The organism is Janthinobacterium sp. SUN206 (genome assembly GCF_030587305.1).
Taxonomy (GTDB): Bacteria; Pseudomonadota; Gammaproteobacteria; order Burkholderiales; family Burkholderiaceae_D; genus Janthinobacterium; species Janthinobacterium kumbetense.
In genome coordinates this window covers 1,685,124-1,703,683 of record NZ_JAPWIB010000001.1, presented here as the reverse complement: position 1 = coordinate 1,703,683, position 18,560 = coordinate 1,685,124, and the positions used below count along the sequence as shown (strand labels likewise).

The window sequence follows — 18,560 nt, the reverse complement described above, 5'->3', positions numbered from 1 at the left end:
GCGCGGGAAGCGGCGGCAACGCCGTTTGCTGTGGAGTGCCCATTTTAATCGACTCTTGCTGGCATACGGGCAATTTCATGTCCTGCCGGCATGACGCCCGCTCCGGTATCATGGCGCCTTTGCCCGCGAGATATTCATGCTCAGTCCCGACCAGTTCCTGGCCTTCCTGGCCGCCGCCGTCCTCATTACCGCCAGTCCCGGCCCCGACAACCTGATGGTGCTGGGCGTGGGCATGTCGCGCGGGCGCCGCCAGGGCATGGCGTTCGGCCTGGGCTGCGCCCTTGGCTGCCTCACGCACACCGTGCTGGCGACCATCGGCGTATCGGCCCTGCTGGCCGCCTCGCCCACGGCCTTTGCCGTGCTGAAAGTGGCCGGCGGGCTATACCTGGTGTGGCTGGGCATCGGCGCCTTGCGCAGCCGCGGCGGCGCCAAGGTCGATGGCGCGGCGGCCTTGCCGGACGAATCGCTGCTGCGCCTGTTCGGCAAGGGTTTGTTTGCCAACAGTATCAATCCGAAAGTCGTGCTGTTTTTCCTCTCGTTCCTGCCGCAGTTCATCGTCGCGGGCCAGGGCAATGCCAGCTGGCAAACGGCGCAGCTGGGCCTCGTCTTCACGGCACAGGCTTGTGTGCTGTTCGGCCTGCTCGGCTATTTTTCCGGCGCCGTGGGACACTGGCTGAACCGCCGCCCGCGCGCCGGCCTGTGGCTCGACCGCGTGGCCGGCACCATCTTCATCGGCCTGGGCTTGCGCCTGATCTTGGCGCGCTGAGTTCTTGCCTGGCGGTAATGCGAAACGCCAGTTCCATCTGATCCTGCACGGCCATGGCGCCGCCCAGGACGGCGAAGGGCACGATGCCGAAGTCGCTCTGTTTCAAGAGCAGGCTGCCGCTGGCCTGCAGCTGGCGGCTATCGGCCGTTTCCTCAATCCGCACCGGCAGCTGCAGCGTGCGCGTCACGCCATGCAGGGTGATGTCGGCCTCGAGCACTTCCTTGTCGCCCGTGCGGCGCGCCTCGATGTTCACCCACGGATAGCGTTCCGCCTCGAGCACGCGCACCAGCATGTTGTGGCGCGTGCCCGCGATGGCGTCGGCCGACGGCGTCGTCGTCAAGCCGGCCGCCTGGCGCAGGCCGGCTTCATCCACACTCATCTCGTCGAGCCGGAAGCGGAAGTGCGCGCGTCCCGGCGCGGGCGCCACCACGCCCTGCAGGCTGCGGCTGGCCACCACGTGGTCATGCCCGAGCCGCGCCAGCGCGCCGCCGCGGCGCACGGTGATGGTCAGCAGGGATTCCTGCGGGGCGATGTGCAGGATGCGCACGCCCGGCTGTTGCCAGGGCGGCGCCTGCATGGCCGGCACCGCTGCCGGCGCGGCCGGGAGCGAGGCGGCGGGCGGCGGGGTGAACGGGCTGCAGGCCGCAAGCAAGGCGCAGGCGCAGGCCAGCAGCAGGCGGCGATAGGCGTGGGGCATCAATGAGGACTCCTGGCAAAGGGATGGCGGTGGCGCAGGGCGCGATGGGGCGATAGTAAGCGATCCGGGCACCGGTGCGATAGCCGCGACGCATGCGCCCCCGTTTTGCAAGACCAATTCCTTCAGTCGCATGCCAGCTCTTGCAGGGAAATGGACGTAAATGCAATGGAATTGGTATTAACAGCAGGCGCCAGAAAATGAATGTGCGGCAGTGCAAAATCGAATGGCGGAATTGCCGCGCATGCCGGGAAAAGGCATATTCGAATTAATGCTGTTAATTAGCATTAATAGTTTCTTTTGAAAAACAAACTACGCGTTTGATAGTTTCGCATGATTATGTAAATGATAATTTAAATATAATGTCGAGCTAATCAGTATGCGGTAAAAATAGAATGTCGGCGTGTCTACACGATGAATTCGATGAATGTGTTGTGAAATATCAACGAGATAATTTAATTTCATTGTTGGAAACAAAAAAACCACTGTTGTCGTACGCTTGAAGTGTTACTTGTTCATATAATCATGACAAATAAATGTCATTTTTATATTTGTCTGCATCTTGCAGCGGTACATTTCTTAGCGAACAACATGATCAAAACACACCAGGAAACGGCAGGCCGTTCCGGCCGCCACGCAGCTTTTTCGTCCGCCGGGCGCTATCTGGGGATGCTGGCCGCGCTTGTCGGCCGCGCCCGCCTGCCTCATTTTTCCAAGTGTCATGTTGCGCCGCTGGCGCTCGCTTCCCTGCTGCTGGGCGCCGCCGCGCCCGCCGCCGCACAGGTGTTATGGGAGGATTACCGCGGCATCGAGCGGGTGCCGGCCAATCCGCCCGCGCCCAATTACAACAACGGCTTCAACGCGGGCAGCACGGGCCGGCTCGCCAGTCTGGCGGCGCTGGCCGCCAATCCCGCCGCCAACGCGGCGCGCACGGGGACGTCGGCGCAGCTGGACTGGGCCAATGGCACGACCGCCAATCCCGGGCAGCTATGCAACTTCGATACGCAGCAAACGTCGGCCGCCTGCCGGGCCTGGATCATGGGCCGCGTGATGTACACGCTGGTGGTATTTCCCCAGGCGGGCAATTACAAATTCAGCGTCGCGCACGATGACGATGTGAAGGTGGATTTCTCGACCCAATATTCGACCAATTACCGCAATACCGTGTACAACGTGGCCGTGGGCAGCGTGGCCGAATATTCGAATAATGAAACGGATTTCCAGAATTTGGCCGGCAATTTCAATAGCGCCACGCCCGGCGGCTGTTATCTGGCCCGCGTCCTGTGGAATAACGTGGGCGGTATCAATTATTTGCACATGCGCTGGACGCGTCCTGACAATGTGACGGAAATTATTCCTGCTGCGCAATTGCGCGATCCCGGCCTGGCCAGTTCCTATGCCGACTGTACCAATAGCAAGACGGACCTGGCCGTCAGCAAGGTGGGCCCGGCGCAGTTTTCCGTCGGCAAGCCCCTGAGCTACACCATGAAGGTGTGGAACCGCGGCCCGGCCCTCAGCACGGGCGCCACCTTCAGCGACGTGCTGCCGGCCAGCCTGAGCAACGTCAGCTGGACCTGCGCCGCCAGCGGCAGCGCTTCCTGCGGCACGAAAACCTCGGGTGCGGGCAGCAACAACGTGAGCATTACCATGGGCAACCTGCCCGTGAATGGCGCCGTCAGCGACCCTGCCGCGGGTGCCTACCTGACGGTGACGATCACGGCCACGCCGGGCGACGCCGCCAGCATCGTGAATACGGCCAATGTGACCGTTTCGCCCAACGAAACGGATAGCGATCTGAGCAACAACAGCAGCAGCACCACGGCCACGGTCAGGACGAATACCTTGACGGTGCTCAAGGTGCTGGCGCCGGTCGGCGACAGCGGCCTGTTCATCATGAATGCCAATGGCACGGCAGGCGTGCAGGGCGGCAACGGCGCCACGGCCAGCGCCGTGGTGCGCGTGGGCAACCTCGTCACGTTTGCGGAAACCGGGGGCACGGCCACCGTGCTGGCCCAGTACCAGAGCAGCTACAGTTGCGTGCGCACGGATACGGCGGCCGTCATTTCCAGCGGCGCGGCCAACGCGGGCAATTTCACCATGCCCGAGGCGCCCGTCACGTGTACCATCAGCAACCGCCGCCTGCAGGCGGACATGCAAGCCGTCACGACGGTGCCGGCCGGTCCCTACAATGCCGGTTCGCCCGTGACGGTGACGGGCGTGTGCACGAACAACGGCCCCGACAGCGCGGCCGCGCCCACCTGTGTGATGAGCGGCTTGCCCGCCGGCGCCACGGCCAGCTGCAGCGCGCCCGTGTCGCCGTTCATTCCCGGCTCGCGCATCAATTGCAGTTCCACCTTCAACCTGCCCGCCAGCGGCAGCCTGACGATCACCACCACGGCCGGCGCGAGCACGCTGGACCCCATCCCCGCGAACAACGTCGACAGCGACAGCCTGGGCATCGTCAGCCCGCTCGTGCGCGTGCAAAAAAGCGTCGACAAGACCAGCGCCTTCATCGGCGACACGGTGCAGTGGACCTTGACGGCGAACAATACCGGCACGGGCGCCACCACGGCCATCCTGACCCTGAGCGATACCTTGCCAGCCAACCTGGCCGGCATCGTCGTCACGCCCACGGCGCCCGCCACCTGCGCGCCGCTGGCCGGCAATACGCTCAGCTGCAGCGTGCCGGCCGGCCTGGCGCCGGGCGCCAGCGCCGTGGTCAGCCTCACTGGCGTGCCGACGGCGGCCGGCAATTTCATCAACAGCGTGGCGCCGTCCGGCGGCAATGGCGCCAGCTGCGCCACGGCGGGCGCCTGCCAGACCACCACCGTGGTCAGCAAGGCGCTGGTGGACGTCACCACCACCCTGAACGGCTTTCCCGGCTCGACGAATGCGGGCGATGCCATCAGCGGCACGGTCACCTACCGCAACATGGGACCGGGCGCGGCGGAAAACGTCACATACACGCTGCAATTGCTGCCTGGCTTGACGGGCGTGTCCGTCGGCGGCGTGACGGGCGTGTACAACGCGGGCACGGGTTTCATCGTCCTGTCGGGCCTGCCGCCGAACCTGGCGGCCGGGCAGGGCGTCACCTTCAATCTCAGCTATACGCAGCCACCCACGAACAGTTCGTTTGTCACCAGCGTGATCGGCACCTCTTCGGTCGAAGTGGCCAACGATTTGCCGAATACGGCCACCGTGATGGTGCCGGGGCCGAACGTGCGCGTCACCAAGGTGGCCGACAAGCTGACGGCCAACGTGGGCGAAAACATCACGTGGACGATTACGGCCAGCAATACGGGCAATATCGCCAACCAGGGCGTCGTGAGCCTGGCCGATCTGCTGCCGCCCAACCTGGTGGTGACGAACGTGGTGGCGGCACCCGGGGTGACCTGCCCGCCGCTGGCGGCCTGGGTGGCGTCGAGCACCCAGACGTGCACCATCGCCGCCGGCCAGCTGCCGGCCCTGAACGGCAGCCGCAGCGTCACCATCACGGCGCATGCGACGGCGGGCGGCAGCCTGGCCAACCGCATCATGCCGGCCGGCCCCGATAATCCATCCTGCGCCACGGCGGAGAATTGCCGTACGGTCACTGCGATCACCAGCCCCAAGGTGGCGGTGACGAAAACCGTCGACCACGCCAGCATCAATATCGGCGCCAGCCTGACCTGGAGCGTCACGGCGACCAATAGCGGCGATGGCGCGAGTACCGCGGCCATCACGCTGACCGATACCTTGCCGGCCAACCTGACGGGCGTGAACGTGGCGCTGGTCGGCAGCGCCACCTGCGCCGCGCCGGTGGGCAATACCCTCACGTGCACGGTGCCGGCCGGCCTGGCCGCGAATGGCGGCGTGGCCGGTTTCACCGTCACGGCCCAGCCTGCTGCAGCGGGCACCTACAACAACAGCGTCGTGCCGTCCGGCGCCGACAACCCGGCCTGCGCCACGCCTGCCGCCTGCGCCACCACCAGCACGGTGACCAGCCCCAGCGTGGCCGTGACGAAAGGCGTCGACAGGACCACCGTCAACCTCGGCGACACCATCACCTGGACCCTGAAAGCCATCAACAGCGGCAGCGGCCCCACGAATGGCCCGATCACCCTGACCGACACCTTGCCCGCCAACGTGGGCGCGCTGCAGATACTGCCCGTGGCGCCCGCCAGTTGCGGCGTGCCCGCCGGCACCACGCTGACGTGCACGGTGCCGCCAGGCCTGGCCAGCGGCATGCAGGCAACGGTGACCATCAAGGCCGTGGCGAATGCGGCCGGCACGGTGGCCAACAGCCTCGTGCCGGGCGGCGTCGACAATCCAGCCTGCGCCACGCCGGGTGATTGCCAGACCACCACCACCGTTACCAGGCCGAACGTGGCCGTGAAGAAAACCGTCGACAAGGCCAGCATCAACGTGGGCGACACGCTCACGTGGACCTTGACGGTGAGCAATAGCGGCACGGGCGCCAGCACGGGCGCCGTCACCTTGGCCGACACCTTGCCGGCCGGCCTGGCGAACGTCGTCGTCAGCCCGCAGGCGCCCGCTACCTGCGCGCCCGTGGCGGGCCAGAACCTCGCATGCAGCGTGCCGGCCGGCCTGGCTCCCGGCGCCTCGGCGAAAATCGTCGTCAGCGCCACGGTCACCGTGGCTGGCGCCGCCGTCAACAGCGTGCTGCCATCGGGTCCCGACACTCCCGCCTGCGTGCTGCCCGGCGATTGCGGCACCACCACCACGGTGGTCAAGCTGCTGGTCGACGTCACCACCACCCTGAACAATTTCCCACCGAATACCCTGGCGGGCGACATGATTTCCGGCACCGTCACCTACGCCAACGTGGGACCGGGCCCGGCCGAAGGCGTCACGTACACCCTGCAACTGACGCCCGGTTTGAGCAATGTCACCCTGACGGGCGCCGTTGGCAGCTACAATCCCGCCACGGGCGTCGTCACCCTCAGCGGCTTGCCCGTGGGCCTGGCGAATGGCCAGAGCACCAGTTTCAACGTCAGCTACACGCAGCCGGCCGACAACCTGTCGATGGTGACGTCGAGCATCGCCACCACCTCGGTGGAAGTGGCGAACCACTTGCCGAACACGGCCACGGCAACCGTGCCCGGCCCCATCATTCGCGTGACGAAACTGGCCGACAAGACGACGGCCAACGTGGGCGAGACGATCACCTGGACCATCACGGCCACGAATACGGGCAGCCTGGCCAACCTGGGCGTGCTGACCCTGACCGACATCCTGCCCGCCAACGTGGCGGTGCTGTCCGTCACGCCGGGCGCGGGCGTCAGCTGTCCGCCGCTGGCCAGCTGGCTGGCCAACAGCGCGCAAGCGTGTACCGTCGCGCCAGGCCAGCTGGCCGCCGTGAATGGCAGCCGCAGCATCACCATCACGGCCAGGGGCACGGCCGGAGGCAGCCTGGGCAATAAAGTGCTGCCGAGCGGGCCAGACAATCCTGCCTGCGCCCAGGCCGCTTCGTGCCAGACGACCACCACCATCCTCAGCCCGCAAGTGGCCGTGCGTAAAACCGTCGACAAGAGCAATATCAACGTGGGCGAGGCGCTGACGTGGACGATCGCCGTGGCCAATACGGGCACGGGCGCGACCATGGGCATCGTCACCCTGACGGACACCTTGCCGGCCAACCTGACCCTGTGGCAAGTGTTGCCCGCGTCGCCCGCCACGTGCGCGGTGCCGAGCGGCAACCAGCTCGTGTGTTCCATTCCCGCCGGCATGGCGGCGGGCGCCACGCTCAATATCGTCGTCAAGGGCGTGGCCAATGCGGCCGGCGCCTATGTCAATACGGTGGTGCCGAGCGGTCTTGATAATCCCGTCTGCCCGCAGCCCGGCGATTGCAGCACCACCAGCACGGCCGTGAAACTGCTGGTCGACGTGACCACCACCCTGAACGGCTTTCCTGGCAGCACGCATGCGGGCGACACGATCGCGGGCACCGTCAATTTCAGCAATATCGGCCCCGGCCCGGCCGAAGGCGTGACGTACAGCCTGCAACTGGCGCCCGGCCTGGCCGGCGTCAGCATCGGCGGCGTGACGGGCAGCTACAACGGCGGCTCCGGCCTGGTGACCTTCAGCGGCGTGCCCGCCACCCTGGCGGCGGGGCAGGGCTTCAGCTTCCAGCTCAGCTACATCCAGCCTGCCAGCAACCTGTCGACCGTGGTCAGCCGCATCGCCACGACATCGGTGGAAGTGCCGAACGACCAGCCCAACGTGGCCACCGTCACCATGCCCGGTTCCATCATTCGCGTCAGCAAGACGGCCAACAAGGCCGTGGCGAATGTCGGCGAAGAAATTATATGGACGATTACGGCCAGCAACACGGGCAGCCTGGCCAACCAGGGCGCCGTGATCCTGACGGACTTGCTGCCAGCCAATATCGTCGTGACGAATGTGGCGCCCGACAGCGGCGTCACCTGTCCGCCGCTGGCCAGCTGGGTAGCCAACAGCAGCCAGAGCTGCAGCGTGGCCATCGGCCAGCTGGCGGCCGGCAACGGCCAGCGCCAGATCGTGCTGACCGGCAAGGCCAGCGCGGGCGGCAACCTGGCCAACCAGGTCATGCCGAGCGGTCCGGACAATCCAGCCTGTTTCCAGGCCAACAGCTGCCAGACGCAGACCACCATCACCAGCCCCAGCCTGGCGCTGAGCAAGAGCGTCGACAAGCTGGCCCTGAATATCGGCGACAGCCTGACGTGGACGGTCACCCTGGCCAATAGCGGCACGGGGGCCAGCACGGCCGTCGTCACCCTCACCGACACCCTGCCTGCCGGCCTGGCGAATATCGTCGTCACGCCCGCCGCGCCCGTCACCTGCGCGCCGCTGGCCGGCAATGTGCTCACGTGCAGCGTGCCGGCCGGCCTGGCCGCCGGCGGCAATGCCACGCTGCAAGTGACGGCGCGTGCCGCCGCCGCTGGCAGCCTGGTGAATGGCGTCAGCGCCAGCGGGACGGACAACCCCGTCTGCCTGCAGGCGGGCGATTGCAGCACCACCAGCACCGTCAGTTCGCCGCTGCTGCACGCCAGCAAGACGGTCGACAAGACGGCGGCCAACGTGGGCGATACCCTGACGTGGACCTTGACTTTGCGCAATACCGGCACGGGACCGAGCACGGCTATCGCCACCCTGGCCGATACCCTGCCTGCTGGCTTGGCGAACGTGCTGGTGACGCCGGTGGCGCCCGTCACCTGCGCCGCGCCGGCGGGCAATGTCGTCAACTGCAGCGTGCCGGCCGGCCTGGCCGCCGGCAGCGCCGCCACCGTCAAGCTGAGCGCCACGGCGACCCTGTCGGGCAGCCTCGTCAATGCGCTGCTGCCGGGCGGGCCGGACAATCCCGTCTGCGCCGTGCCCGGCGATTGCCAGACCACCACGGTGGTGTCGAAACTGCTGGTCGACGTGACCACCACCCTGAACGGCTTTCCCGCCAGCAGCAATGCGGGCGATGCCATCCGCGGCGTGGTGACGTTTGCCAACGTCGGGCCGGGCGTGGCGGAAACGGTGACTTACAGCCTGCAACTGGAAGCGGGCCTGGGCGGCGTTTCCGTTAGTCCCGTCAGCGGCGCGCCCGGCATCAGCGGCGTCTACAACAGCGCCACGGGCTTGTACGTGCTGAGCGGCTTGCCGGCCACCCTGATCGCGGGGCAGAGTGCCAGTTTCAACCTGTTCTACACCCAGCCGGCCAGCAACAGCTCGCGCATCACCAGCGTGGTGGGGACCAGTTCCACGGAAATCGTCAACGACTTGCCGAATACGGCGACGACGAACTTGCCCGGTCCCGTGATTCGCGCCAGCAAGACGGTCGACAAGGTGAACGCGGCCGTCGGTGATATCCTGACCTGGAGCATCACGGCCACGAACTCGGGCAACTTGCCGAATCAAAACGCCGTCGTCATCGCCGACGTGTTGCCCGCCAATATCGTCGTGCTCGGCGTGACGCCCGATGGGGGCGTGAGCTGTCCGCCGGCCGCCAGCTGGACGGCAGGCAGCGTGCAGTCATGCACGATTGCGGCAGGTCAATTGGCCGCCGGCAATGGCAGCCGCAAGGTCGTCATCACGGGACGCGGCACTGCGGGCGGCAGCCTGTCGAACCGCGTCGTGCCCAGCGGCGGCGACAATCCTGCCTGCGATACGGCCAGCGCCTGCCAGGCCACGACGACCCTCGTCGCGCCGCAAGTGACGGTGCGCAAGAGCGTCGACAAGGGCAATGTCAGCGTGGGCGACTTGCTGACCTGGACCATTACCGCCAGCAATGGCGGCACGGGCGCGACCAAGTCCGCCATCGTGCTGACCGACAACCTGCCAGCGGGCGTCAGCGGCGTGCAAGTGCTGTCCACGCAGCTGGCCACCTGCGCGCCCGTGGCGGGCAATATCGTCACGTGCAGCGTGACGGCCGGCCTGGCGCCGGGCGGACAGGCGCAAGTGGTGCTGCGCGCCACGGCCAGCGCGGCCGGCGTGCTGCAGAACACGGTGTTGCCTGGCGGCCCGGACAATCCTGTCTGCGCGCAGGCGGCGGACTGCACCACCACCACCACGGCCATCAAGCTGCTGGTCGACGTGACCACCACCCTGAACGGTTTCCCCGGCACCACCAGCGCCGGCGACCAGATCAACGGCATCGTCAGCTACAGCAACGTGGGTCCCGGCATGGCCGAGAACGTGACGTACAGCCTGAAACTGGCGCAAGGCCTGATGGGCGTGACCCTGAGCGGCGCGGCCGGCAGCTATGACGCCGTCAGCGGCATGCTGACGGTGACGGGCTTGCCCGCCAGCCTGGCGGCCAATGAAGTGCACAGCTTTGGCCTGTCGTATATCCAGCCGGCCAGCAATGTGTCGACCATCGTCAGCATCATCGCCACCAGCTCGACGGAAGTGCAGTACGACTTGCCGAACACGGCCACGGTGACCATGCCTGGTCCCGTGATTCGCGTCAGCAAGACGGCCAACGTCGGCAATGCCAACGTGGGCGACAGCATCATCTGGACCATTACGGCCATCAACAGCGGCGGCGTGGCCAACCTGGGCGTGGTGACCCTGGCGGACATCCTGCCGCCGAACCTGACGGTGCTGGCGGTCAACGCGGATGCGGGCGTGACGTGCCCGCCACTGGCGAACTGGGTGGCGAACAGCGTGCAAAGCTGCAACATTGCTGCTGGCCAATTGGCTATCGGCAATGGCACGCGCAGCGTGCGCGTGACGGCCACGGGCACGCTGGAAGGCGTGCTGTCGAACCGCGTCATGCCGAGCGGACCCGACAACCCGGCTTGCGCGCAGGCGAACAGCTGCGAATCGAGCGTCGTGCTGACGGGACCCAAGGTAGCGGTGCGGAAAAGCGTCAACCGCGCCAGCGCCAATGTGGGCGACACCGTCGTATGGACCATCACGGCCAGCAACACGGGAACCGGCCCCACGCGCGCCGTCATGACCCTGGTCGACACCTTGCCGGCCGGCCTGGCGAACGTGGTGCTCACGCCCGTGCGCGCCACTTGCGCGCCCGTGGCCGGCAATGTGCTCACGTGCAGCGTGCCTGCCGGCCTGATCGGCAATGGCGGCGAAGCCAGCGTGGAAGTGTCGGCGACCGTCACCCAGGCGGGCGCGGCGCTCAACCGCGTCGTGCCGTCCGGGCCCGATGCGCCGCTGTGCTTGTCTCCGGCCGATTGCCAGACCACCACCAACGTCACCAGCCCCAGCGTGATGGTGAAAAAAGTGGCGGACAAGGCCAATGCCAGCATCGGCGACACCGTCAGCTGGACCATCACGGCCACCAACAGCGGCAGCGGCGCCACCACGGCGGCCATCATCTTGACGGACGACCTGGCTGCCAGCCTGGCCGAGATCGTCGTCACGCCCGCCGCACCGACCACGTGCGCGCCGCTGGCGGCGAATAAACTCGTCTGCACGGTGCCGGCCGGCCTGGCGCCGAACGCCGTGGCCGCCGTCACGGTGAGCGCGAAAGTGGCGGCCAGCGGCACCCTGAGCAATACCATCGTGCCCGCCGGTCCCGACTTGCCGCGTTGCGCACAGGCATCCGATTGCACGGCTGTCACGGAAGTGGCGAATCCCGCCATCGGCGCGGCGCTGGGCGTGGGCAAGGTGACCCAGCTGTCGGCCAAGGTCTTCAACGTGCCATACACGGTGGTGGTCCGCAACGTGGGCAAGGGCGCGGCGCAAAACGTGCAGGCGCTCGACAGCCTGCGCGCCGCCTTCCCTGAACCGGTCGCGTGCCGCATCGTCGCGCCGCCTGCCGCGCCCGCCATTGGCGGCAGCCGGCAGCTGGCCGTCAATCCGGGCTTTACGGGCGGTTGCGGCGGCAGCGACTTGCGTTTGCTCAATGGTGATGCGGCCTTGGGCGAGGGCGAGTTGAGCGTCATTACTTTCACCGTGGAAATCACGGTGCAGGATACGACCTTGCCGCAGTACAACAACAGCGTGTTTGCCAGCGCACTGGGCGGCAATGTCGCCAACGGAGGCGGCGCCATCAGCGTGCCGCCCGCCCCGGCGGCAGGCGTGATCGCCGCCAACCCCACGTATACGCCGCCCGTGGGCAGCCTCGTGTTCGATGCGTCCAACAATGGCGGCAGCCATGCGGGCGCCGCGGCGACGGCGGCGGAGGTGGCCGCGCTGGCGGACAAGGTCGATCCCAACCGCAACGGCAATGCGTCGGATACCGTGGGCGGCGTCGCCTTCACGGGCGAAGACACGCCCACGCCCGTAGTGTTGCTGCGGCAAGTGGTCGATGTCATCAAGGCCGTGTCGGCGCAGCAGCAGGTGGATGCCAGCAAGTTCGAGATCAGCTACACGGTGCAGGCGGCCAACCGCTATCCTGCCGGTTACCCGACCTCGACCATGGTGCAGGTGGCGGAAAACCTGAAGGCCGTCTTCCCCACGGCCACCAGCGTCACCTTCAAGCCGGGCAGCCTGGCCGTCACGGCGCGGCCCGCCGGCGCCACGGCTTGCGCGGCGAATGCCGACTTCAACGGCGCCACCGTGTTTGGCTTGCTGAGCGGCCAGGGCGACTTGCAGCCGCAGGAAAGCTGCAACATCGTCTTCACGGTACTGGTCGACTTCGGCAGCGTGGCGGCGATTCCCACCGTGCCGCAATTGAACCAGGTATATGCGAGCACCATGCCGGGCACGGATGGGAGCGGGCGCAACATCGGCCACAGCTACAGCGGCGCGGGCGGGATCAGCACGCCGGTGGCGCCGGCCAGCGTGCTGGCCCTGGCCAGTTCGGCCGACACCTTGCTGCTGCCGGCTACGCCAGGCGCCACGCCGCCCAGCTTTACGCCCGTCGTGTTCAACACGAAGGACAAGCCGATGTTGTTGATAAGCAAGAGCGTCAACAAGACCCAGGCCGAGATCGGCGACAGCCTGCAATACACGATCGAGGTGAAGAACACGGGCCTGGCGACGGCGTTCGGCGTCAGCGTGCTCGATAAACTGCCGGCCGGCTTCCGCTACATCGACGGCACCACCACGCGCAACAATGTGCTGCAGCCCGATCCTTCCGGCAAGCCCGGTCCCCAGCTGAGCTTCAAGCTGGAATCGCTGGCCCCGAACGCCAGCGCCAGCTTCCGCTATCGCCTGCGCGTGGGCGTCGGTTCGCTGCAGGGCGACGGCATCAACCGGGCCCAGGCAACGACCACCAACGGCCCGCCCTCGAACGAGGCGCGCGCGAAAGTGAAAGTGACGGGCGGCGTATTCACGACGGATGCCTGCATCGCCGGCAAGGTGTTTGTGGACTGCAACAACAACCACGTGCAGGACGGCGAGGAACTGGGCATCCCGGGCGTGCGGCTGTACATGGAGGATGGCACGAACTTCACCACGGACGTGGAAGGCAAGTACAGCTATTGCGGCATCACGCCGAACAGCCACGTGATCAAGGTCGATGGTTCGACCCTGCCGCGCGCCAGCCGCATGATGGAAGCGTCGAACCGCAACCTGGGCGATCCGCACAGCCTGTTCCTCGATACCAAGAACGGCGAGCTGCTGCGCGCCGACTTCATCGAGGGTTCGTGCTCGAATCCCGTGCTCGAGCAAGTCAAGGCGCGCCGCGCGCAGGGCGAGGTGCGCAGCGTGGAAAGGGAGGGCGGTAAGGGAGGGGGCTTGAGTTTCAGCAGCCAGCCGGCCGCCGCGCCGGCCCAGGCAACGGACAGCGCCAACCAGCCTGTCGTCGCACCGCGCGTACCCGCCGCCGCGCCAGCCGCAGGAGGTAGCCATGCGCAATAAGCCTCTTCCACCTTACTTGCCGCTTGCCAATGCTGCTAAAGAGAAACAAGCCATGAAGAGAACTCTCCCCGCGCCCCGGCGCATGGCGGCCGCGCTGGCCCTGCTGGCCTTGCCGGCGGCCAGCCTGGCGCAACTGCCCTTGCCGGACCGTGCGGCAAGCTCCGTCGTGGCGGCGCCATCCTTCCTTGCCGGCAAGGTGGGCGCCACCGATTACGCCATCAACCGGGGCGTGGCGCGCATCGCCGTCGAGACGGACGTGAACGGCGTGCCGGCCGATGGCCAGAGTCCCGTCAAGGTGACGGTGAGCCTGTTTGACGAGCAGGGCCAGCCCCTGGCGGGCAAGGCCTTGCTGACCATCGAAGCCAGCGGCGGGCGTATCCTGCTGCCCGGCGCCCGCACCGATGAACTGGGCCCGGAACGGCGCGACGCCGACAAGGTCACGCCCGGCACGCAGCTGGCGGTGGAAAACGGCGTGGCGACGTTCGGCCTGCTGGCTCCCGCCACGCCGCAGGACGTGCTGCTGCGCGTGTCGGCCGGCAGCGTGGCGGCGCAGGGCACGATCAGTTTCTTGCCGGAATTGCGCGACATGCTGGCCGTGGGTTTGATCGACGGCATCATCAGCAAGCGCAGCCTGTCGAGCAGCGACATTGCGCCGTCGCGCTTCAATGACGGTTTCGAGCGCGACATCCAGCGCTGGAGCCGTGCTTTTAATAATGGCAAGGCCAACGTGGCAGGCCGCGCGGCGATGTTTTTGAAAGGAACCATCCGTGGCGACGCCTTGCTGACGGCCGCCTACGATTCGGACAAGGATACGCGTGCGCGCCTCTTGCGCGATGTCAATCCGGAAGAGTTTTATCCCGTGTACGGTGACAGTTCCGTGCGCAATTTCGACGCCCGCTCCAGCGACCGTTTATATGTGCGCATCGACCGGCAAAAAAGCTATGTGCTGTACGGCGACTTTGCCACGGGGGACGGCTTCAGCCAGATGACGGGCGGCGGCGCCGTGGCGAACTTGCAGCAGAGAAAACTGGGCCAGTACAACCGCACGGCCACGGGCGGCCGCGGCCACTATGAACAGGATGGCATCGTCGCGAATGCGTTTGCCATCAACGATAGCCTGAAGCAGGTGGTCGAGGAATACCGGGCGAACGGCACGTCGGGGCCGTTCGCCGTGCGCAACAACAACGCCATCGAAAACTCGGAAAAGATCGAGATCGTCGTGCGCGACAAGAACCAGAACGGCAATATCGTGCAAGTGACGCAGTTGCGCCGCTTCGAGGATTACAGCTTCGAGCCGTTCAGCGGGCGCATCCTGTTCAAGCAGGCGATCCCCGCGCTGACACCGAATGGCGACCCGCAATCGATACGCATCAGCTATGAGGTGGACCAGGGCGGCGAGAAATTCTGGACCGTGGGCGTGGATGGGCAAGTGCAGCTGGGCAAGATGGTGTCGCTCGGCGGCTCGGCCGTGGAAGACAGGAATCCCTTGTCGCCGTACAAATTGCATAGCGTCAACGCGGGCTTGCGCCTCGGCGAGCACAGCCTGCTGGTGGTCGAGGTGGCGCGCACCACGTCCACCAGCTACAGCGCGGGCGGCAGCATCTACACGACGCCGTCGGGCCAGGCGGGCGAGTTGCGCGATGAAGTCAGCGGCAATGCGGCGCGGATCGAGTTGCAGCACAAGGATGAGAAGCTGGAAGCGAAAGCCTTCTGGAGCCGTTCCGACCAGGATTTCAATAACACGGCGGCCGGCATCACGGGCGGGCGGGGCGAGGCGGGGCTGAAAGCGGGCTACAAGCTCAGTCCCGCCGTCACCGTGTATGGCGAGGCCATCCGCAGCGACGAGCGCAGCACGGATGCGCGCCGCGATGCACAGCGCCTGGGCGTGGCGTGGAATGCCAGCGAACGCTGGCTGCTCGACGTGTCCATCCAGCACATGAAGGAGAGCGGCGGCATGCCGTCGACGGCCGGCATCGCGCCGAATACGTCGCCGCTGGGCACGGGCTTGAATCCCACGGGCGGCTTCTTCGGCAACGGCACGGCGAACACGGCCATCGACCCCGTCACGGGCGGCAGCATCACCACGTTTGCGCCCATCAATCCCGGCGTGGGCGCGGGCGCGACGGTGCCGCTGGACGCCACCACCGTGCGCCTGGGCGCGCAATACAAGGCCACGGACCGCTGGACCCTGAATGGCGACGTGGAAAAAAGCATAGCCGACGCGGACCAGCACCGCTACGGCCTGGGCGCGCAATACCAGCTGGCCGAACGCAGCCGGCTGTATGCGCGCTATGAAAACCAGACGGGGCTGGCGTCCGCGTATTCGCTCAATCCGGCCGACCGCAGCACCAGCTTTGTCGCCGGCGCCGATACGGGCTACATGCCGGGCGGCACCGTGTTCGGCGAGTACCGCATGCGCGACGCCATGGATTACAGCCTCATCAACCAGCGCGACTTGCAGCTGGCGTCCGGCTTGCGCAACACGTGGAACCTGGGCGAAGGGCTGGCGGCGAACACGAATGTGGAATACCTGAAAGTCATGAACGGCCAGCAACAGCAAGCCGTGGCCGTGGCGGCAGGCTTCGACTATGCCGTCAATCCCCTGTGGCGCGGCTCCGTCAAGCTCGAGTACCGGCGCCTGTTCGACAGCGACATCGCGCCGGGCAACCAGCGCCAGGATCAATGGCTCAATACCATCGCCTGGGCGCGCAAGCTGAGCCGCGACTGGACTTTGCTTGCACGCAACTACCTGCTGTACACGCGCAACAACGACGACGCCAGCGGCGCGCCCGTGGGCAATGTGCTGCAGGACCGGGCGCAACTGGGCTTTGCGTGGCGTCCCGTCGACGACAATCGTTTCAACGGCCTGGCCCGCTATGAGTACAAGACGGTGCGCGACCAGTCGCAGATCGATGGCGACAATTACCGCGCGCATATCGTTTCCACGCACCTCGATTACCACCCCAGCCGTCCGTGGTGGTTCACGGGCAGGGTTGCCGCCAAGCACAATAACGACAGGAACCTGCCCGCCGGGCAAGAGAAATACACGGCGTGGCTGTTTTCCGGGCGCACCGTGTACGACATCAGCAAGAACTGGGACATCGGCGTGCTGGCGGCCGTGATGGGCAGCCCGCAAGGGGGCAGCCGCCAGTGGGCCAACGGCGTCGAAGTGGGCTATCTGCTGGCGCAAAACCTGTGGCTGTCGGCCGGCCACAACTGGTCGGGCTTTTCCGACCGCGACCTGACGGGCGCCGACTACACGGCCCGCGGCCCCTATTTGCGTCTGCGCTTCAAGTTCGATGAAAACTTGTTCAAAGGTAAAGACGCCACCATCAACCGCACCCTGGCCCGGCCATGAAAGCTACCATGACTCCTTCACTGATACCGACGATGACACCGACGATGACACCGATGATGACCACGACGATGAAACTGCTGCCGCTCGCCGGCCTGCTGGCCATGGGCCTGGCCCGGGCGGCCACGCCGACCCTGCCGGCGGCGCCGCTGGCCATGCCCCAGCTGCGCATCAGCGACCAGGCCGTTTCTGCCGACCAGCAGGCGTACCGGCTGCTGCAGGAGCGCATCAAGAAGCTCAACGACGGCGGCGTGCGCGTGGGCGACTATTACCTGTCCAAGGCGCAATGCTGGCTCGACGTATCGTTCCACGAATACACGCGCAACGACCGCTCGGCCTTTCCCCTGCAGGCGCTGCAGGAATCGGCGAAGATTGTTGCCGCGCTGGAAGACGGCAGCACGCCCAATCCCGGCGATGCGACGCCGCTGGTGAACGACGCCACGCGCTTGCGCGACGACCTGTGGGCCGGCTTCGGCAAGTTGCGCGCCTCGCCGGGCTTCGCCTGCGCCGCGCAAAAGGTGGCGTGCGGCGAAGTGGAGCTGGCGCATGCGGGCAATGAATACAAGCAGCAGGGCTGGCGCCACGCGAACCCGTACGTGCAACTGGCCGAGGATGCGCAGGCGGCCGCCCAGTCCGCCGCGGCATCCTGTCCTGCCGACCAGCCGAAGCGGGTAACGCCGCCGGACATCTTGCCGCCGCGCATCGAGCATGAGCGCATCACCCTGGACATGGACGCCCTGTTCCGCTTCGACAAGGCGGGCGCGGCCGACGTGCTGCCGCAGGGCATCGAGAAGATCCGCGACCTGGCGGCGCGCCTGAAGCAGGGCTATGTGCAGATCGATACGCTGTCCGTGACGGGGCATACTGACCGCCTGGGCTCGGACAGCTATAACCAGGCCTTGTCCGAGCGGCGCGCCTTGACGGTGAAACAGTTGTTGCGCGAACAGGGCATCGCCAATGTCATCAGCGCGTATGGCAAGGGCAAGGCGGAACCCGTCGCCGCTTGCGAGAAGGTGGCGCCGGGCGCGGCCCTGATCGCCTGTCTGCAGCCGAACCGCCGCGTGGAGATCGAGTTGACGGGCATCAAGAGTTCCGCAAAGGAGGGCGGCGCACCTTAGCGCTACGTCATAAGGCGGTCATATGCCGCTGTTATGATGCTTTTGTTGGCACACAGCATGCGGTGCGCAAATCACTACGTTCCGGGAGCGATAGGATGCAGGCATGACTCAACAGCTTAGCCGGTGAGCTCAACCATCGGCACCAGACAGGCCGGCGCAGCGTGAAATTGCTGCGATGGCAAGGCATGCAGGGTGAAAGCGGGAAAATGAAGGGGCTTTAATGAAGTCCTAAGCCTGACTTAGTGAAGGGCTGGCATAGTGGATACATGGCGCACGGAAACCCCGGGCGCAAGGTTGCCGGACACCTCAATGACCGGCACGATTTCCACTTTTTCATGTGTTTTCCGTTTTATCCCTGCGCTCTGAAACAGCGTTTCAACCGGCTGCCGCGAC

The 18,560-nt window shown here is 66.3% G+C and carries 5 protein-coding genes; 4 read left to right on the top strand and 1 reads right to left on the bottom strand.

Annotation, left to right across the window (positions count from 1 at the left end; all coding sequences use genetic code 11):
• Positions 1–136 precede the first annotated feature (136 nt).
• A complete protein-coding gene (locus O3300_RS07605) occupies positions 137–766 on the top strand; it encodes a LysE family translocator (RefSeq protein WP_305052618.1) in 630 nt (209 codons plus the stop codon).
• Here the strand turns inward: O3300_RS07605 and O3300_RS07600 are convergent.
• Positions 729–1,463 carry a YceI family protein gene (locus O3300_RS07600; RefSeq protein WP_305052617.1) on the bottom strand — a complete coding sequence of 245 codons (735 nt, stop codon included), beginning with the start codon at positions 1,461–1,463 and terminating at the stop codon, positions 729–731. The genes O3300_RS07605 and O3300_RS07600 overlap by 38 nt on opposite strands.
• Positions 1,464–2,051: 588 nt before the next feature.
• Between O3300_RS07600 and O3300_RS07595 the strand changes: the two genes are divergently transcribed.
• Genes O3300_RS07595 through O3300_RS07585 form a run of 3 tightly spaced genes read left to right on the top strand, consistent with a single transcriptional unit; the run spans position 2,052 to position 18,167 of the window.
• Positions 2,052–13,694 (top strand): hypothetical protein, encoded by an 11,643-nt coding sequence (locus tag O3300_RS07595; RefSeq protein ID WP_305052616.1) that lies wholly within the window; start codon positions 2,052–2,054, stop codon positions 13,692–13,694.
• 52 nt (positions 13,695–13,746) lie between these two features.
• On the top strand, positions 13,747–17,052 hold the full coding sequence (locus O3300_RS07590; RefSeq protein ID WP_305052615.1) for a hypothetical protein: 3,306 nt from the start codon (positions 13,747–13,749) through the stop codon (positions 17,050–17,052).
• A gap of 8 nt (positions 17,053–17,060) precedes the next feature.
• Positions 17,061–18,167: an OmpA family protein gene (locus tag O3300_RS07585; protein WP_305052614.1), complete on the top strand. Its 1,107-nt coding sequence runs from the start codon at positions 17,061–17,063 to the stop codon at positions 18,165–18,167.
• Positions 18,168–18,560: the final 393 nt, after the last annotated feature.